The 19,203-nt window shown below is 48.0% G+C and carries 19 protein-coding genes; all 19 read right to left on the bottom strand.

Features of this window, described 5'->3' with window-relative positions; translation table 11 throughout:
* Nucleotides 1-396 precede the first annotated feature (396 nt).
* Complete coding sequence (locus B0X71_RS19450) at nucleotides 397-795, bottom strand: hypothetical protein (RefSeq protein WP_077591222.1); 399 nt, start codon at nucleotides 793-795, stop codon at nucleotides 397-399.
* 258 nt (nucleotides 796-1,053) lie between these two features.
* Nucleotides 1,054-1,434, bottom strand: a complete 381-nt coding sequence (locus B0X71_RS19445; protein WP_077591221.1) for a hypothetical protein — start codon at nucleotides 1,432-1,434, stop codon at nucleotides 1,054-1,056.
* Between the two features lie 28 nt (nucleotides 1,435-1,462).
* Nucleotides 1,463-2,275, bottom strand: a complete 813-nt coding sequence (locus B0X71_RS19440) for a hypothetical protein (protein ID WP_077591220.1) — start codon at nucleotides 2,273-2,275, stop codon at nucleotides 1,463-1,465.
* On the bottom strand, nucleotides 2,272-2,811 hold the full coding sequence (locus B0X71_RS19435) for a hypothetical protein (RefSeq protein ID WP_156889988.1): 540 nt from the start codon (nucleotides 2,809-2,811) through the stop codon (nucleotides 2,272-2,274). The genes B0X71_RS19440 and B0X71_RS19435 overlap by 4 nt, the downstream gene beginning before the upstream one ends.
* A 296-nt stretch (nucleotides 2,812-3,107) precedes the next feature.
* Nucleotides 3,108-3,410 (bottom strand): hypothetical protein, encoded by a 303-nt coding sequence (locus tag B0X71_RS19430; protein WP_077591218.1) that lies wholly within the window; start codon nucleotides 3,408-3,410, stop codon nucleotides 3,108-3,110.
* A gap of 272 nt (nucleotides 3,411-3,682) precedes the next feature.
* The gene (locus tag B0X71_RS19425; protein WP_156889987.1) at nucleotides 3,683-7,546 is read right to left on the bottom strand and encodes a hypothetical protein; all 3,864 of its coding nucleotides are present in this window, start codon (nucleotides 7,544-7,546) and stop codon (nucleotides 3,683-3,685) included.
* A 15-nt stretch (nucleotides 7,547-7,561) separates the two neighbouring features.
* Complete coding sequence (locus B0X71_RS21295; protein WP_198038755.1) at nucleotides 7,562-8,485, bottom strand: hypothetical protein; 924 nt, start codon at nucleotides 8,483-8,485, stop codon at nucleotides 7,562-7,564.
* Between the two features lie 173 nt (nucleotides 8,486-8,658).
* Entirely contained in the window at nucleotides 8,659-9,558 is a 900-nt protein-coding gene (locus tag B0X71_RS19415; protein WP_077591216.1) for a M23 family metallopeptidase, read from the bottom strand.
* Between the two features lie 14 nt (nucleotides 9,559-9,572).
* On the bottom strand, nucleotides 9,573-9,971 hold the full coding sequence (locus B0X71_RS19410; protein WP_077591215.1) for a hypothetical protein: 399 nt from the start codon (nucleotides 9,969-9,971) through the stop codon (nucleotides 9,573-9,575).
* Nucleotides 9,972-10,056: 85 nt separating this feature from the next.
* Nucleotides 10,057-10,206, bottom strand: a complete 150-nt coding sequence (locus B0X71_RS21140) for a hypothetical protein (RefSeq protein ID WP_156889986.1) — start codon at nucleotides 10,204-10,206, stop codon at nucleotides 10,057-10,059.
* A 68-nt stretch (nucleotides 10,207-10,274) separates the two neighbouring features.
* Nucleotides 10,275-10,424: a hypothetical protein gene (locus B0X71_RS21135; RefSeq protein ID WP_156889985.1), complete on the bottom strand. Its 150-nt coding sequence runs from the start codon at nucleotides 10,422-10,424 to the stop codon at nucleotides 10,275-10,277.
* Between the two features lie 35 nt (nucleotides 10,425-10,459).
* Nucleotides 10,460-11,317 carry a hypothetical protein gene (locus B0X71_RS19405; protein WP_077591214.1) on the bottom strand — a complete coding sequence of 286 codons (858 nt, stop codon included), beginning with the start codon at nucleotides 11,315-11,317 and terminating at the stop codon, nucleotides 10,460-10,462.
* Between the two features lie 27 nt (nucleotides 11,318-11,344).
* Nucleotides 11,345-12,298 carry a type II secretion system F family protein gene (locus B0X71_RS19400; RefSeq protein ID WP_077591213.1) on the bottom strand — a complete coding sequence of 318 codons (954 nt, stop codon included), beginning with the start codon at nucleotides 12,296-12,298 and terminating at the stop codon, nucleotides 11,345-11,347.
* Nucleotides 12,295-13,821: an ATPase, T2SS/T4P/T4SS family gene (locus B0X71_RS19395; RefSeq protein ID WP_077591212.1), complete on the bottom strand. Its 1,527-nt coding sequence runs from the start codon at nucleotides 13,819-13,821 to the stop codon at nucleotides 12,295-12,297. Before B0X71_RS19395 ends, B0X71_RS19400 begins: the two co-directional genes overlap by 4 nt.
* 20 nt (nucleotides 13,822-13,841) lie before the next feature.
* Entirely contained in the window at nucleotides 13,842-14,657 is an 816-nt protein-coding gene (locus B0X71_RS19390; RefSeq protein ID WP_077591211.1) for a P-loop NTPase family protein, read from the bottom strand.
* Nucleotides 14,647-15,423 (bottom strand): SAF domain-containing protein, encoded by a 777-nt coding sequence (locus B0X71_RS19385; RefSeq protein ID WP_077591210.1) that lies wholly within the window; start codon nucleotides 15,421-15,423, stop codon nucleotides 14,647-14,649. Before B0X71_RS19385 ends, B0X71_RS19390 begins: the two co-directional genes overlap by 11 nt.
* Nucleotides 15,420-16,889, bottom strand: a complete 1,470-nt coding sequence (locus B0X71_RS19380; RefSeq protein WP_077591209.1) for a hypothetical protein — start codon at nucleotides 16,887-16,889, stop codon at nucleotides 15,420-15,422. The genes B0X71_RS19385 and B0X71_RS19380 overlap by 4 nt, the downstream gene beginning before the upstream one ends.
* A 278-nt stretch (nucleotides 16,890-17,167) precedes the next feature.
* Nucleotides 17,168-18,145 carry a hypothetical protein gene (locus tag B0X71_RS19375; RefSeq protein ID WP_077591208.1) on the bottom strand — a complete coding sequence of 326 codons (978 nt, stop codon included), beginning with the start codon at nucleotides 18,143-18,145 and terminating at the stop codon, nucleotides 17,168-17,170.
* A gap of 3 nt (nucleotides 18,146-18,148) precedes the next feature.
* Nucleotides 18,149-19,039: a hypothetical protein gene (locus B0X71_RS19370; protein WP_077591207.1), complete on the bottom strand. Its 891-nt coding sequence runs from the start codon at nucleotides 19,037-19,039 to the stop codon at nucleotides 18,149-18,151.
* Nucleotides 19,040-19,203 lie beyond the last annotated feature (164 nt).

The raw sequence follows: 19,203 nt of genomic DNA, 5'->3' as shown, positions 1-19,203 counted from the left end.
TACTTGGGCTACGACCTCACCTAGCTTCACACGGTTTCAATTGTCAGATTGTCGCCGCATGTAGGGGTATTAGACTGCGCACACGTAAATTTTCTTAAACGTCCATAAGGAGGTAGGTTAATTAAATTTACGCAAGATTCTGTGCGATTCTCGGTTTTCACGAGAAAATTCAATGTTAGAGTTCTTGATTTCTTCTATAATACTTAGTAGGAGAAATCCGCTGCTGTTCCCACAAATTCGTGGTTAGGCAGAACGTGACGCACGCGTATAGCGGAGTTCCGGGTCTTTCGTAAGTCTACCGACAAGAATTGATCTGTTAATCATGATTAGTCTCCTCTCGGCGAGCCATTCCGAAGATATGGGCTTATCGCTCGCTTGTTCATTGGGTATCCGTGGTCATTCAGCAACAAAGAAGAAATCCAGGATCTTGTCGATGAATGTCTGACGCTTCTGCAAAGCCCCTTGGAATGTCCAGCGGTTATCGCAGTTCAGCTTCCATGCCGTCCGGTCATAACCGTAGGAATGGGCCAGCTCATCAACAAGATTCTCTGCTTGCTGCCGAGCTTTCTCTTCAATATCGCCAGTCAGCGTATAGTGAAGATTTCTGCCATCAGGCGTCTTGATCTCCACTCGAAAGTCGCTACAACTTGCGATGCGTTTCTTCAGAAAATAATCGTTCACTTTGTCTGCAGTGTTTCGGGCAGCGCGGTAAAGATGATCTCCTTCGTTTTGTTCAGCCAGTTTTGCATTTGAAAAACTGCTGATAGCCTCTTTTCTGATTTTGTTCGCGTCCATGTGGACAACACCCTTTCCCAAGTTTTTTTACCAACTCTTTTAAGAGAACGCAAAAAAGCCCCTGGGCAGATTTTTCGGCATAGTGAAAACACTATGTGTCAAATCAGCCCAGAGGCTTGAATTAGTCGCGTCCGTCAGAGCACATTACGCTCGACAAATAAAATAAAAAAGTGGTATGTCCTAATTGTAGCCTAAGCTTTGTTCTAGGTCAAAGGGATTTGCAAGGAATTTTCCTGTGTCCTTCGACTCTATCGTAATTCAGTTTGTGTAGCATGCTTTATCTGCGAGAAAGACAAGCGCCCGTTCAAGAACAGGGGAACCGTCTTTCACGTCAGTAAACTGCTCCGTGGTATACGGATTATAGTAAACCTTGTTCAATTGACTGCGCTCCCTTTCGATATCTGTAGCGTGAAAATCTCCTTCTACATAGGCATGTACCCGTTTCCGCTTTTCGTTGATGGTCTTTTGTCTTCCTGCCTGCTGCACTCTGAACCGACAATTGGTGATCAGCACAGTGTCAGCATACGCGACGACTAGTCCCGTTGCCTTATCCTTAATGGAATAGCCGCCTTGATGCAGATTATAGTAGACCTGCACCCGTTGTCCGGGCGCAAGTCTGCGGTTCTTTACAATTTCCATTGCATTCCTCTCCTTTTGTTGACGGCTTTCATTGCGCGATGCGCAACTGATTTCGTCTGTATTCCATGCCGCTCAGCATTTTCCTTTCCGATTCCAGGCTCATGACCACGAAAGAGAGCTGCAGGTCCACAAGTTCCTGGTTCGCCTTCAAAACCGACTTGCTCAGCCGGCCGCGCCCAATCCATTCTTTCAATTCGGTCATCTGCACTTTCCCATGCTCGATAATGAAATCGAATGGCAATTCCGCCAATAAACGCTCCATATCATATGCCGGCTTATGCTCCACATAGGAAAAACTGCACCAGTCCCGTTTGATCTTCTTTTCGCGCCGCAAGCTTAAATCATTTAGCAGAGCTTCTTTGATCTCTTCATAGCGTTTGCTGTAGCCTTCCTTCTGAAAGGTCACATTCCGAATTTCGGCGACAAGCTCTTCTTCACTCTGGCCGCCAAATAGAATATCCGGAATCTGGACATACGCTTTCCCCTTCTTATTGAGGGACGGTTTTGCATAGTATGTAGCAGGCAGGAGAAAGCCTGCCAGTTCCTCTTTCTGTGAATCGCTCAGCTTCTTCGGATCCAACTGAATCAGCGGATGAAGTTCTGTGGTCCAAAAATAATCTGACAGGTCTTCAATCAGCTGCTGCTGGTTGACTTGGCTGACAGGTTTGGGCACAAATTTTGCAACCATGCCTAGGTCACTGTATTCGATACGGCGTTCAGGCTGCCCTTCCAGGAGTTGGCGAAGTTCGGCCTTGGCAGCATCCAGGAAAGCGGCTGTCGCTTTCATACGTCCGTAGTGTCCGTCTAATAGGAAACATTCGAACTGCTCCATGCCGTTCATGCGAGCAGCCCCCAATCCAATTGGTTCTGCTGCGGCACTTCACGGACGAGCGGCTGGTACGTCTTGCTGATCAATCGAATGGTTTCATGGAGACGTCCAACAGAGAAATGACGGTTCCGAAGCTGGAAATTCACTTCGCCGTTCTTCAGAAGGACAATGCCTACCCCATCTTTCTCATAGAGCCCGTACATGGAACAGCGGTGGTACCCGGCTTTCTCGGCCATCCGTACCAGTTCTTGTTGCGGTTTACCAGTCTCGATCGTACATTCGATACCAGTGATGGTGGGTTGAAGATTGGCGGACAGGTTGTCAAACGCATACTGGAAGACTTCAGTATTGCCTTCAAAGTAGCAGCGGTATCCATTCGTCTCCCGTCCCCGGTGCGAGAACGCCACAATCTCCAATGTATTCTTCCGGTGTGTCCAGATCACCGTATCTTTATTGCGGCGCTGAAAATGCTTGGCCGACAGGATGGTGAACAGGCGCTCCGGTTCTTCTTTAAAGAAGCAGGTGACTTTAAAGCGTATGACGCTCACCCCGCTTCTTTCTACAACTTTCTCCACTGCCCACATTGCAGCGAACAGATTGCCCCTTCTTCTTAGTTACAAACATGTCTTACACCCTTTCTAAGTTTTTTTACGCTATTTTTGAACGCAAAAAAGCCCCTGGGCGATTTGTCTTCACAGCAAAAAAACTGTGTATCAAATCAGCCCAGAGGCTTGTGTTGGTCATGTCCGTCAGAGCACATTACGCTCGACAACTGAAATTCAAAAATAGGTATGTATTCATAGTAGCAAAAGGGCTTTCCCCCTGCAATAAAGGAAATGAATTATCATTTCCCTTGATAGAGAAAGAACTCCTTTTTCTCTTCAATTCTCAGCGTTTCCAACCTAAGATATTCGTCGTATGTAATTGGAATTTCTATTGTTTTGTCAGGTAGCGCTAAAAAATCAGGGTCAGCTTTCTCTACAAGTTTGCGGATGTAGGTTCCATCAAGCGGAACAAAGCGGGAAACCAGTTCTTCTCCTTCTCGTCGGTATTCTTTTTTACTTAGGCCAGCAAACAAAAACAATTTTTCATTACCATTTTTAAATACATCTTTTGACCGCGTATAAATATAGTCCTCTTCCTGCATACCCTCACTCCAATTCCTTTTAGAATACGCTCTATATATTTTTTTATACTACGTTTTATACCAAAAAATTGCAATGTGTAATAAAACTGGTTTTAAGGACTTTAGGCATTATTATTTCTAATAGTATAATACTTTAGGTCAATAAAGTATATTGAAAGGTTTACCAAATAACAGGGGATTTGTGGTCAGTGGAGTCTATCCGGTTTTTACTCCCCACCCAAAAACGGGAAGTATTCTATGTGAAACAAAAAAACACCCCGAGGGGTGCTTTTTTAGTTTGACCGGTAGAAATCGTAACTTCCGTACATGGTATCAACGATATTCACGCCGACTAGAACGTCTTTCGTCGCTCCATTCGACCATTTCGCTGTGAAGAGGAAGTAGACAAGCCCTTCCTGCAGATGCGTTTCCGGATCTCCCATTCGGTCATCATGGACGGTTGCAGTATATTTCGGATGAGCGGCAGCCATGTTCTGCCGCAGAATCAATTCCTGCCCATCGATCTGCTTTCCGCTGAAAGTGACGGTAACGGAATCGATCGGATAATCCGTGACCAGTGCTTCTGTCAGGAAAATTTCACCCGCGCAGAACTGATTTTTTTCGTGTCCTGCTTCATCATGGACGGCCTGCCATTCAGGTGTATGGTTTACAAAGCCTTTGATCTCCAACGCTGTTGGCGTGAAGGTCACTTGCTGAGTGGCCACTCCATTATCCGGGTCGATTGCCCGAACGCGGATGGTATACTGCCGGGGCGTTACGATGAACGAATGGGTGACGTTTTGACTGCTCGTCACACCTGTCTGTCGCTTCAGCTCGGTCCATATACCGTTTATGCTTTCTTCTAAGATGACCGTCATCGCATCCCCGTCAATATCGGTCGGAACTGCAGTCAACGTAACCGTATCGCCCTCATACAGAGTTGTCGGCGCATAAGTGAGTGTCACTTGCGGCGGCGTATTGAGGACGGTCAGCGGCTTTGTGGCTGTGTGTGTCGTTCGTCCATCTAACGTGGTGAGAAGAATTTGCCATGTGCCTTTTTCATCAAATATCGAGCTTGGATGCTGGCCAGTCGAGAAATCCGTCCAGGTTGTTGTTCCCGGCTTCTGATATGCCCACTGATACGTCAGTGGATCTCCATCTGCATCTGTTGTCCGGTTCGTGAAAGTGACGGTCATATCCGTGTAAATCGACGAAGGGCTCCAAGTGAAATCGGAGACCGGTGCTCGGTTGCTGATCACTAGCGTTTTGATTTCCGTATCCGTTGCAGTTCCATCAGAAGTGATTAGACGGATAGTCCAATTCCCCTGCTGATTAAAGATCCTAGCAGGATTCAAAGCAGTTGAGAAGTTGACCCACGTTGTCGAACCAGGGGCTTGATACGCCCACTGATAGGTGAGGCCGTCCCTGTCCGCATCACTCGAGCCGTTTGTAAATGTGACAGTTGTGTCATTGTAGACGGTAGATGGATTCCAAGTGAAGCTTGCGAGCGGTGCTCGGTTGACCACTGGAACCGCCTGTATATCCGTAATCGATGTAATGCCATCGGACACAACGAGTCGCACATTCCATGTGCCTTTCTGATTGAACACCCGTGTCGGATTCGCAGCAGTCGAGAAATTCACCCAAGACGTAGAACCCGGCGTCTGATACGCCCACTGATAGGTGAGGCCGTCTCCGTCCTGATCGCTCGAATTGCTGTAGAACTGAATCGTGGTATCGTTATAGACCGGCGTTGGACTGTAAGAAATATTTCCTGCTGGCGGCCGGTTCACTACATTGAAGGTGTGATAATCATAAACCGCTTCAAGTCCATCCGAAACCGTCAGGCGGAAATCCCACTGCCCTTTCTCATTAAATACTCTTGAAGGATTAGCAGCTGTCGAGAAGTTCACCCATGTTGTCGTCCCTGGAGCTTGATACGCCCACTGATAAGTCAGGGCATCTCCGTCCGGATCGCTCGCATTGCTGTAAAGCGTGACGTTCGTATTATTGTAAACTGTCGCAGGACTGTGCGTAATCCCCGCTGTCGGTGGCTGGTTCATGTAAGCGTAAAACGGACCCTGCTTCGTTGTCACGAGATTGTCCGTATTGTCATATGCTTGTACCCACAAATAATAGCCGCCCGGATTGTTCTGCTTTACGGTATAGTCCGCATCCGTTGTCCAGGCAGACCATGAAGTCGGGCCGGTTGTCGAGGAAGTTGACCAACCATAGCGAGAACGCTGATAGCCGGAATCCGCATCCGAGAATTTCAGTCGGACCGATACGTTCGTGGCGTTATCCGGACTGTTTGATGTGAAATTCGCTGTATCCGCTGTGTTTCGGTACGCGACAACCGGATTCACATCATCCACTCGGATGGCGCCGATATTGAAGTACGTCCCGGATTCATTATCCACATTGTCCCTGAAGTAAGTCTGGACATTAAAAATGCTGTCATGGGCGCGCGGTGTTACTTTCCACGACGTTGTTCCGTAAGCTGTGCTTTCTGTCCGGGTTACCGAATTTACAGTGAAGTTCGCATTACTGATTTCGGTTGAGAGCGCAGTGGATGCATTATGGAAATTGTGCGTGTTCCGGGTGACGATGCCAGAAGCCCAAGTCCGGTTATCCGTACTGTTGTTTAGAGTACGCAGCCATACGGCATTGTTTCCCGAATCCGAATCATGCTGCCGGATATTGACTGTCAGCAAGTCTTCTGATTGCGCCCAGTACGTACTGCCGGTCACATGACGAGCACCGGATATGGTGTCACTGATATTTGTTGGGGCGACTCCGTCAACTCGTAAGTTCATACCCGTATCCCCATAGCCGACCGTGTTTCCAAATGCGTCCGCGTAGTAATACAAGACACTGTAGTTATGGCCATGGGTATAAGGGGTTGCGTTCCATCTTACACTGCCATATTGCGTGTTCTCTAAACGATATGCCGAATTGATTGCAACGTTAGAAGTATTGGCAAAGACCTCGTAATGGTTGTATAAGGAGCTTTCATTGAAGCGATGCTGCCGTCTCACATCCTCACCGCTGCCGTAAAGCCTCAAATATTGCCTTGAATTGTCCCCTTCCAGGTCATACTGTTTCAAATATATGTTTACGTCTGTCCCTGGCTGGACCCAATAATCGTTGCCATTCAGGTAAGTAGCGGACATGCTATTCGCTTTATGAGTTGGCGGGGCATTGGGAGTAAAACTCAATACCGCCTGATCGCCACCAAAAGTCCAATAAGCCGAAGCTGCATAGCGAGTTGCTCCGCCGTCATGAGGACTGCTAACTCCAAACCAAACGACTGTTCCAGTTTCTTCAGAACTGACAGAGCGATATGAGCCCCCTTGCGAAAAATACCCCATTGTATAACCCGACTGAGAACTTCTCGCATAGGAACGACGAATTACTGGGTAAGAATTCATGACAAGGTTTTTTGCCTCAATACCGCTACTGAGATTGATTGTTCCGCCTTCCATCTTTAAATCACTAAATTCAAACGGAAGATTCAACTCAGTATAAACGATATGGGAATCTACTCGTTTCATAATGTACAATTTCCATTTTTTACTTACAGTTTGATCAGGGTAAAGTTCATTAATCGGCAACCACGCATCAAAACCGACATTCGAATATGTCATATTACAGTCTACGTTAGATCTGTTTGTGGCTGTATAATAACACTCGTTATAAACCGATGTTGATGTTGAGGCACTCTTATTGTATTCCAGGTCTTCACTGGCTGATAAGTTGCCGTAAGGCATTGTGCCGTATATTTTCACTTCTGCGGGATTAGCAGTATTCACAGCGGTAATATAGGTCTCATGATTGGTGGAGGTATGGCGTTTGTGACCAAATATTATGGACCATCCCTGGAACCGAACATATGGCTGATATCCATTCCCGAAATCTTTATAAGCGATGTTATAACCGCCCGACGTGTACTTATGGGAATAAATGTCGTAAATTAATTGCCTTCCGGATTCCATCAAGTAGCCTTTGCCGCCATAGGTGTTTTTCCAGCCGGATTTCACACTGCTTTCAACATCATAAGGCGAGCCGGCTGCTTCTACTTCTGTTGGATTTCGCCCCAATGTGAGAAAGATGATTAGCGCCAGCAGCAGGAGGAAAGGCAGTCGCATCCTATTCATGTGACGCCACCCCGCTTACTGTTTCTGATTTTTATAAAGTTTATATCCGCCAAATCCTAAACCTCCGATCAGCAAGAGTGTCAAGATTAGATAACCGATATCAGCATAATCAAATTCCTTTTCCGATGTTTTTGGGCTAACTTTAGCGGCCGTATCTATCACTTTGACTTCTGTGTCATCAGCTTTAGGCTCTTCTTCGAGCGGAGTTTCCGAGCCTTCTTTCGGCTCCGTCGCCGGCTCCTTATCGTCCTCGGCCTTCTCGCCTTCGATATCATCCACTTTATTTTCTTTATCAGTAACCGCTACTGTTGTGGTTTCTGTTTTCTTACTTTCTGCTGGGGTTGTCCCCTTCTTAGTATCATTCTTCACTTCAGGAGCCGGGACAGGAGCCGATTTCGGCTTCGGTGCTGGTGCAGGTGCTGACACTGGCGCCGGTTTTGGTTCTGGTGCAGGAGTCGGTTCCGGCTTCGGCGCTGGTGCTGGTGCAGGAGCCGGTTCTGGCTTCGGATCAGGTGTTGGTGCAGGAGCCGGTTCTGGCGCTGGTTCTGGCTTCGGATTAGGTGTTGGTGCAGGAGCCGGTTCTGGCGCTGGTGCAGGAGCGGGTTCCGGCTTCGGCGCTGGTGCTGCAGGTAGTACTGTGTAAACCGTCATGACTACTTCTCCTGCTACATCAGGCAAATAAAAAGTAAATACTTCACCGCTATAGGCAACATTTGCAGTTTTGGATCCAGTAAAATTAAACTGTTTCATATCAGGTACATAATAACCACCGACCCACCCGGCACAGACACCCGATGCAGGCGCCTTATTGCTGAAAGTGTGCTTATTGGCATCAATTGTCATTGCACAAGTTTCATTTGCCGAGACAGCAGGAGCAATCCCTAATCCTGCTAGTGTCAGAACCATTGCCGCCAATCCACTCTTAAATTTTTTACTCATTTTAACCCTCTCCCTTTCTTACCTCTTGGATTTGAAAACTCCCTTATAGAAATACATAGGTATTTATACCTATATTGTACAGGGTAAGTTGCAGGAAAGCGAGCTTTGAATGGAATATTTTAAAACATTTTACATAATTTATTTTACTGTCTGCTCGTTGGCTATGTTCAAGCTTAGTAGAATTGCATTGGATCATACGGTGTTCCTCCATATCGAATCTCAAAGTGCAGATGCGCACCTGTACTTCCGCCCGTGTTCCCCATTAGCCCTATGACTTGGCCCGCACTGACTGATGCTCCTACTGCCGTCTGAATCGCATTTAGATGGGCATATCGGGTCTCGATGCCGCTCCCGTGATCAATGACAACCAGATTGCCGTAGGAACCAAGCGCTCCTGTAAAAATGACCGTGCCAGATTTTGCCGCGACAATCGGGGTGTTTTCTGCTCCTGCCGCCGTTATGTCTGTTCCTGTATGGAGAGTATAGTCGCCAGTGATTGGGTGCGTCCGGTACCCAAAAGGAGAAGTCACATTTGTGGTGTAAGGAACCGGCCAGACGAATCCTTGAGAATTTGGCGTACCGATGATTTCACCGGGTATGATAGGCGCAGCTCTCGTATTCTCCCGATAACTGTAGCTGGCGACTTGCGTATAGGAATTCGCACTATTATCTGTAAAGTATGCATTTGAGGAGGTTTTGATAAGTGCCACGACAGTGGGCCCTGTAAAAACATCATCGAATGTCGTACCGGCAGCTGTGTATGTAACCGGAAACGCCGGTACCGTTGAATGATCGAAAAACTGAACATCAACGATTTCATATTCAGTCGAGGATAGACGGGAATTGGCTTCAAAGCTCGTGCGCAGGGTAGTCATCGCTCTTGCCTGGTCGAAGACTATCCGCTGATTTGAGAATTCAGATGCGTCTACTTCCAGCGCTGCATCGTGGACTGCTATCTCCAAATCTTCTTTCAGATAATGGAGTGTTTGAGCCCGCGTGGTCAGGTCTTGATTCATGACCATTCCAGTAACAGCGACAAAAGCGATCAGTACCATCCGCAATATGACTGCCATAAAAATCTCCTTCCTTAAGGAATGTATTCACTCTTGATGACTTGCTTGATGGTATAAGGCGTGTAGCTGTCAGGACGCGAGCAGCTGCTGACGGATACGGCATCCCACGGACTTAATACCGGTTTGGGTACGGTTACTTCCACTGCGAGTTCCCCACCGCGGTTCGTCAAAGTCTCCGTACCGGTGATTTGAATGCAATCGGGGTTATAACCATGATTCTGTACAAGCAGGTCTTTGAATTCGGCGTATAGATCGGTGTTAAATTGTCCTTGCATCGCCGCTTCTTTGCTGATTTCATAAATGGCGAATTTCACGGTTTCCTGTGTCATGGAAGCATTGTGGTACATGATTGGCTGAAAGACCGTCCATAAAATAAGCGGGAGGGTAAGAACTGTTGCGACTAGTTGAGCCATTGCATTTTTCCTTTCTACATAAAATCAGAAAGCGGGAAAGGCGTTTGACGCCCTCCCCCTTTCTGTCCGGAACACATAGAGTAGATTAGTTACCCGTGTAATTCGAGTTCGTCATTTGCGTCTGGAACGTGTCTGTCTTCGTATCCATTGCTGGCAGAAGACCGTTGAAGAGAATGACCGATGCGATTGCGACGACTGCTACGATTGAGACGACGATTGCCATTAATTTATCCATTTGATTGTTATCCCCCTGATTATTGAGTTTTTTGTTTCGACCGCGGCCAGTGCTAATTCAAAAGCAACTTAGTTACCTGTGTAGTTGGAGTTGGTCATTTGCGTCTGGAATGCGTCTGTTTTAGCATCCATTGCCGGCAGAAGGCCGTTGAAGAGAATGACCGATGCGATTGCGACGACAGCTACGATTGAAACGACGATTGCCATTAATTTATCCATTTGAAAGTTCCTCCAATGTGTTTTTTTATTTTTTATCAGAAGTTCATCGAACTCATGCTCATTGAGTACGCGAACCACATGAACCATAGAATGACGCCGAATCCAGCGAGGAAGAAGAAGATGAAGAAAAAGTTTCGCTGCATCTCTGCTTGCTGCATCGCAAGTTCCGAACGCTTGTACACAAAAACCTTACCTTGCTCGGATAGAAGCTGAATTGCTTTCTGTCGGGGAAGCTTATGTAGCTGTGCCAATGTATCACCGACGAATTGGGCGGTATCGCTCCCGAGCTCTTTTTCGAACACTTTTCCGGCTTCTTCCGGAGATTCCGACCATTTTTCCAGGAAAGCGAACAAAACCGGCTTAATCGATGAAAAGTACGGCAATGTCTCCCGGATCAGGTGATACACGTTAATCTGGTCCGACCGATTCGCCATCAGGTCTGTCTTGATCAGTGCAAACAGGCTGAACAGCTCGGATTCCTTCTTGCGTCTGACCGCTTCCGTCTGAAACTTCAATAGCAAACGGATCATGGAAAATTTGAGTACCGGTTCCGTTGCGATAAGCCAGACGCCCACAAAAAGCAAAGTTGTAGACATGGACTGCGTGGTCATCAGATAAGCAACACCGATCACCAGGACGCCCGTCCGAATTAACATCCACCGGATACTGGTCATCCAGCTGTACCCAGCTTGCTTGAAGAGAAGCGTCACTTCGGATTCTTTCGCCTTTACCTGAAGGGCTTTCGATTGATTGGTCCATGTGCGCATCATTCGGTTCCGCAGGAAAACACGTTCATCCGTCGTCCATAAGGCCGAATAAGCGAATCCCGTAGCGAGTGCCAAAATTACTGTGAAGACGCCATACTGGATGAGGAGCAAACCATACGCACTCATCGCACCACCTCCTTAAATGATTTGGTTTTAAAAGTCGGCTTTCGGTTTACTGAACAGGAATGCGAACAGCGCACTGAGCACCGACAGCACAAACGCTAGAACAAGCGTGGCAAGTGCATTGGAATTATCGAGCATGTAGCTCATGGAATACTGCATCGACATCCGGTAAGCCATCACCACAAAAATCGGAAGAATCACGATCGGGAGGAAACCGAGAACGATGGTTTCCATCCGTTTGGTTTTCATGGCGGCCATATCCTTCTCCCGTTTCTGCAGATCCATATGCAGATCGAACAAGGCTTCTGAAATGTCCACCTGCTCCCGGTACGACTTAATCAGCAGATTGGCGAGCCGAGCGGCGAAAGAAGAACCAACCGTAAAGGACAACAGCTGTACCGCTTCAACGAACGCTTCATCTGACCGGTCTTTCTGCATACTGGAAAGTAACCGCTGAAAGGCGTTCCGTAGCCATTTATCCCGCAGTTCAGGCGATACGGCCATCAGTGTGTGATATACGTCCTTGTTCTGCTGATAACTTTGCAGAATCAAGTGGAATTCCTTCATCAGTGCGATGGATGCCTCAATCCGCAGATTTGCCAATCGGAACCGGAGCAGGATATACGGTAAGGATGCGACCGTGACTGCGACAAGCAACGGCAGCATGAAGGACTTCAGCAACAGCACCAGTGTCGTCATCGTGACGATGAAGGAGCCGAGGGTCATGCCGTAAAAGTACGAGAGCCGCTGATCAGCGTCTTTTTTCGAAAGTGCGTAAACCAGTTTCCGGATATGAACGAACAGTGGCCGTTCTTTCCTCCGATAAACTTCCGCCTGGCCTTTCCGCTGTATTTTCCGGATGCGGTTCTTTCTTAGCCGAAAGCGTCGTGCGTCCCGTAGGAACGGCCATGCCGCTTTCCACAAACCGACAAAGACCAGCAGATAACCGATGACTTTGAACAGCACTTCCGCGAACAGAATCATTCGCCTTCCCCCGCATCTTTGAACAAAATGGGTTGGACCGCTTCGGTTGAAAGTGGGGAAGCGGCTGTGCGCTCACTTAACAGCTGGCAGAAGGAATCATGTTCTTCCTTTCCGATTTCCAGCAGCTGTTCCTGAAACTTCTCAGAAATGTGGTCATTGTATTCCCACTTCCCTACAATCGGGTTGAAGCGGATCAGATAGGAAATCCAGGCGCGATCGGTGTCATAATCATAGTTGACTTCAAAAACACTGGTTACCCGCTTCTTGTTGCCGGGGAATGTTTTCATCGTCACGCCGAGTTCCAGTGTCTGTGACACCCGCCGCACTTCATTGATATACCGGCGATTCGGATAGGCATCGAGCACATGCTGGGCGAGCTGTTCACATACCTTGCTTGGCTCGGTGACATGATAGGTCATCAGAAGACCATTTGCTCCACGGCTCGCACCGTCCATGGCTGCATCCGCTTCCACTCCCCGGACTTCCTGCATGATGACGTAATCGTGGTCAAATCGCAGAACCGTCCGCAATACCCGTTGAATGTCTCCGTCCTTGATGGAGAATTCATGTACGAGCCGATCCGGAAAGTCCCTTTTCAGGAAGGTTTCGGGATGCTCTTCAATCATCAATGCCACAAGACCACTCGGCCGCTCGGCATAGAAGGTTTTCAGCATGGTTGATTTCCCTGACTCCACTGCACCGGCGATTACCGTATTTCGTCTGACTTTTGCAAGTGTCTGAAAGAGCGGCACATCGTTCGGATGGATGGTTCCTCGGCTTGCCTGTTCCTCAAAGCTGAACTGGTTGACGATGAACCGTCTGAATACAATCGTCGGGTACAGCGTACGGGGCGGGATGGTCAGTGTGACCCGTGTCCCATCCTCCAAGTCCAGCTCCCCTTGCGGATGTTGTTCGTTAATGGTGAAATTCTTGTTGCTCTGCTGCAGTAGTCGGATCAGCTGCTCAACTTCTTTAACGCTCTCGAATTCCTCTTCCTGCTTCACGAATTGACCGTTAATCTTAAACCAGATTTCCTTCCCTGAAATCTTTGCGGATGGCGATTCCGGATGGAGCTGCCACTTATAAAAGTTCTTAAAACGGAAAATGTGTTCAAAAAGCGCATGTGCCAGTGAATCGAACATCGGATCGTACGGAATGTTCTGCAGTGAGGAATTGCGTAGATACGTCGTAATCTCATCTACCAGCATGTTCATCGCTTCTGCGTCACCGATTGTCGCGCTGTGCTGAATCCGCAGGCGTTCATCCCGTTCTTCCTCTGTGATGTTCTGGTCCTGGATCTTCTCATGGAAAAAGTTTTGGACACTTTCTTTCAGCCCCTGGAAATCATTGTGATTTGCCCGTGACTGTGAAGGTGATTCGTTCTGCAGCCGGAGCCGGTTTTTCTCGCCGCCTTTTTCCACAAGGAACTGATTCAGGTCAAATTCACCGGAGAGCCGTTCCTGAATACCAATAGGGAAGCGGCTTTGTTCCTCTTGTTCTTCTTCACGAATAATTGTGGTCATATCGTTTCACCTCGTTTCAGTTAACCTGTTTTCTTACCGAACAGTCGGCCGATACCCCGTTTGCCGGATTCCATATCCTTGAACACCAAGGCGACACTGCGAGCAATGGAATCTGCTAATTGATTCACGGCATCCTGGTATTTCGGTTGCTGATAGGCATAGAGGATTCGGTTCTCAATTTCGCTGATCACGCCATGGTCGGTATAAGGGAGGGTGAACATTTCCGGAACATCGACTTCTTTTGCGATTTGCTTTTCAGACATCAGGGTCGCTTTCTCCTGATATTGGTTCAGGATGAATGTGACGTGTTCTCTTTTGATTGATAGGGCAGATAGAATGTCGCCTTGCAATTGCAGGTAGCGTTTAATCGATTTTGGCTGCTGTGTCAGGACCGCGTAGCGGAAGTCTGCCGCATAGATGGCTTGGACGCTTTGTGCGTTATCCAGTTGGGAGCCGGCATCAATCAGTACGATATCGAAGACTTCCTTTGCCCGTTCAATCAGGTACCCAATTTCAGAAACGGTATAGACGCGATCAAGGCGCCGGCTGGAATTACCGGCAAGGATGAACAGTTGGCCATCCTCCACTTCCTTGAATCGACTGAGAAAATCAGCATCGTCGCCAAGCATTTTTCCCGCGAGACGAGGTTTCAGGGTGTCCAAGTAAGCGGGCGGGTCTGTGAAGTAGTCAGTGCTGTCATCCAGACCGCTCAGACAAAGGACACCTACTTTTGCGTGCGTCCGTTTGGCAATTGCCTGTCCCACGGAGAAAACGGTGTTCGTGAGCCCTGTGTTTCCGTTGGAGGAAAAGAAGGTCACGACAGTGTTATTCAGCATTTGATTCACCCGCCTTCGCTGTTTCGGTTTCGGCGGCCAGCTGCTCTGACCGCTCAAATTTGTAGACCACGTAGAGCTTGAAGCCCTTGCTGGTGTAATCTTTCATCGTATTCAGCATTTCCTCGGTTCCGATGAATTCCAGTGCCGCAACCGTCCCGGTCGCTTCATTCGTCTCTTCCGACTCTTTGACTTCCTGGTTACCGGAATCCTTAACCGATGTGATGCGCAGGTTTTTGAGAATCGGTTCACTTGTCGGAGTTGGTTCAACTACGACTTCCTCCGGATCTTTACCAGCTTCTTTGGCAGCATCTTCTTTCAGTTTGGAAATGATTTTTTGGTCTTCCGTACCGATGGCGTAGATATCAGCGACAAAGGTGCGCCGTAGGCTTCCCGGGACCGCGAAAAGCCAGTGGGTCGGTATTGGAGCCACAAACTCGCCCTTTGAAGCATCCGGCACAAGATCATAGGTGTCGATCAGTTCTGGATAGAGCTGGGCGCCTTTCTCGATTTTGACGGAAGCGTATTTCCCCATCAGGCTCTCAAAGTGTGTTTTGGGATAAGCATTTTCCACTTCCGTTCCCTGTCGAACATGAATGACCTCGATATTATTTGCGGTTATGCGTTCCTTAAAGTCGATAGTCTCTTTGGCGATGATCACTTCCGTGGTGCCGATTTCATCCTTTATGTAGAATTCAAACGCAAACACGAATCCGACGCCTGCCGCGACGAGCAAGACGACCATCAATAGTCGTAAAAATGTTTTCAATTCGTTTCCATCCTCTCTTCCTCTTGTTCGCTCTGTACTTCATGTTCACTCTCCGGCTTTATCGACAGCTGGAGTTTGGTCAGCCAACGTTTGTTCCGTTTCCGGTTTTTCCTGGCCAGTTTTCGGGTCTGTTCGTCAAGCACTAAATCAAGAAGGTCTGCTGCGGCTGCTTGCTGCTGTTCCCTTCCCGCCTTTGAGCTGAACTGGATTGTACCGTCCAGCTGAGCTTGAAATACCCACCCGGCTTCAAAGGGTGGAATCCCGATGTAGTTTTTTAGTTGAAACGGTTTTTCAGCGCCTTTTACATAGCGGTTGATGACAATGGCGGTCTTTTCTTGACGGATGATGTTATGGATCCAGCTGTACCGCCTTTCCAGCTTGTACTGCTCGAATATTTCATTCTTCGCCAAGTCATTGTCGAATACGACCAGAATCTGATTTGCGATTTCCGCCAGTTCGTCATAGACCGTCTTTGGTGTGTCCGAACCGATATCCAAGATGAGATAAGGCATGTCTCCGGAAGCCAAAAGCATCCGGAAGAAACGTGTCGCAGAGAATTCTTCTTCTGTCACCAGTTCCTCATGGTTCGGATTCAACACCTGCAGGCTTACCCCATCCACCTTCCAGTCCCGCTCATATGCTTTGCCATAGGCGGCATCATTCGGCAGTTCATTGTAGAAGCTGTGATAATTCGGTGCTTCCAAATGGCCGGCAAATCGGTCATAGGAGTACGGTTCCTTGAATGGATTTTCGAAATACCGGACGTTCGTGCCGGTTTCCGCTATTTGCTGGGCGAGCAAATGGGAGACGAACGTGCTTCCGGTTCGCTGGTGTGGACTCACCACCAATATGATGCGCCGCTGCATAAGGGCGAGTGACTCTTTTTCGATACTTGGCCGGTGAACATGAATCTGTAGTTTCGGCGGTGCTTTCGGCAACCGGTCAAAGACCTGTTTGAATTGGGAGCATTTCTCTTCCTTCTTCCGATCATCCGTTTCCGGTTCCGTCTCTTCCTCTTTCAGCACGTCCGCTTCAATTTCACCGATGCCGTATTTGGAGACGTTCTCATAAACAGGCGGCTGGCTCAGCTGCTCGATGAAGCGGATGATGGGAATCTGCCGATCGCTGAAAATATCAAAAACGCCATGGGCAACCAGTTTGCTGAGAAACGGATCATGCCGTTCACGTTCACACATGATACAGACACGAAGGTTCCGGTCGTATCGCCGACGCCAGGATTCAATCAACCGCAAAAGTCCTTCTTCCCGGGGTGACTGCGTTTCCGCTTCCCCCGGCAAATGACTTTCGTGAAGGATCAGCAAATCCGGTCGCTCAATTTCAATCGTTTCATCTAGGAATTGCCGGTGCAGCACTTCGTCTTTTAGCACTTGGAATGAAGCCTGCGTCAAATGCTGCCGCAACAATTCAGATAAGTGTTTCTCACCGATCGCCAAAAGAATGCGCAATGTCGATACCTCAACTTTCTGACAAAAAAAGAGCACCCTAATCCACGGGAAACGTTAGAAACGTTTCTGGTAGACTAGGGTGCTCCCTTTGGTGTCTCATATATGTAACTGTGTGTAGCAAATTCTAAATTAGGAAAGGAGTTGGAGTTTCCGCTCCAACCCCATTCTTCTCCAAGAGTGGTAAAAAAACTCTTAGAAAGGGTATCTCCAAATTACCATAGGGCGGATAAGTAGTCAAGCAGACCTATAATGAATTTTAAAAACTTTTATCAGCACAATTAAAACCCGCTGAAATTGATGCGAATGACACCCTCCGGCTGACTGGCAGCAACGGAAGTAGCAAGTTCCCTTGTTTCTTCGAACCATTCATCAATCATATAAATCACATCATAGGAATATTCATGTGGACGGAGCTGTTGTTGGATAAAGTCTGCCATGCTGACACTTGAAACGTGAATCAGGACGGCTTGCGCTACTTTCCTGCTGAATCCTTCGACTTTAATCTGACCGTATCGATTAAGCAGGTATTCATAGGTCTTCAGCCGTCTCCGGAGATAATCCAGGAAAGGCTGGCGCATCTGTACCCGCTCGATCAGCAATTGAAGAGCCGGTGTGACCTCATTTTCTTTCGTTTCCAGAACAGCAAGCGGTTTTTTGTAATTCGGATGGCCGCCCACTGCTGGATGCCATGCCCACTGCCGGATTTTTTTCGTTTCGACACCGGTACACCGGATTTCATTTGCGGCTACATATCGTTGGGCAGCTAGGCTGTTTTCCAGCCAGTAGTCAGGTTTCTGGAATTCTTGTCTGGGATACGATGATTTGATGAACAGGTGGCCGGCAGTTCCAAGCACAAACAGATTCGAAGGTTTCCGCTCTCCGGCGTCCTCCTTAAATATGAGCCAGCATTGGTGGCGCTGCACGAAATCATTTGTCCGTAGCTGTTCCAGCAGTTTGCTCGTTTGCGAGAATGACTGAAGTTTCCGCATGTATCGTCTAAGTTGCGCCTCGCTAACACAGAACGCATCTCCGATGACTTTGAGCAAAGTCACAATTTCCTCATATTGCCCCGATCGCTCTAACCATTCCCTTGCCTGCAACGAAGAACGGAATGGGCGATATTTTCCGTTCGGCAAGTGGTGAGCCGATTTAAAGCTGGGATGGTCCCAGTAGGAAATCGTGCCGTCCGCTTTCGGGAACACTTGGGTTGATTCTTCGATTGGCGGTGCGGTATTGACTCCTTTCGGTTCACCCATAACTTAATCCTCGAATAAGAACGAGCCCACGTCTTTTTTCTTTCGTTTCCCTTGTGGGTAATCGATGATGACGACTCGCCCCCGCCGTTTTTTGGCATCTACTTTCGACACACGGCAAGTGACGATATCGCCTTCTTCCGGGTCTTCTAATCTCCGTGGAAGAGTACCTTTCAATACGACGCCATTTTCAATTTCGACGAAGATGCCATGCAAAGAAGAAACACCAGTGACTCGGCCGGCAATAATATCGTTTTGCTTCAGCTGGTTCAAGAAATCCATTGGGTCCGTCAATGTGGCTTTCCGGGAAACCTTCACCAGTCGATTCGCTGTATCCACTTTGAGTATTTTCACATAAATGGTTTCCCCTACATCTGCATCTATCGCTTCCCGGTCATTCCATGACCATTCGGAACGGAACATGAACGCGTCCTGGCCTCTGAAACGAAGGTGAATAATACCTTTTGCTGCATTGATTCCATTCACAATCGCTGGGTAGTCCTTTTCTGCGAGCGTTCCAGCTGCTTCCCGTTCAGATAGTTCCTGCCAAAGCTCATCAGCAAGTTGCGAATCAGCCTCTAAGCCTGATAGGTAAGCCACTTTGTTCTCGAGATCCAGACGGGTAATGACAAATCTCTCTTTTGTACCGACAAATCGGGCATAGCTACGGAATTTATGCTCCCGGAACTCGAAGGACGGACAGTATCCTGTCACACCTCCTGGCAGCGCGACAACCAGCGTATCGGTCTTCTGTACTTTTACGCTGCCATCAGCGGCCGGTGCAGGAAGTTGCATTTCTTTAATACTCCGGATAACCCCCGTAATCAGTTGACGGGTACGGTGCGCCTTTGTCAGTTCCTCTAATGTGTGATCATTCGACCATGATTTTACGACCATGATTTCCTCTCCTTCTCTTTTTCGTTATTCTTTGAGTGCTGAGTCTCTTATACCTGTTAGTTATCTATCCAGCCTGCCCGCTTTGCCAAAAAAGAGCACCCCAATTCAAAAGCAGCTTTCGCTACTTCGGAAAAGGGGTGCTCCCTGTTTAGTATGAAATTCGT

The organism is Planococcus lenghuensis, from assembly GCF_001999905.1.
In the GTDB taxonomy this organism is placed as follows: domain Bacteria; phylum Bacillota; class Bacilli; order Bacillales_A; family Planococcaceae; genus Indiicoccus; species Indiicoccus lenghuensis.
This window is presented reverse-complemented; position numbering and strand designations above follow the sequence as displayed.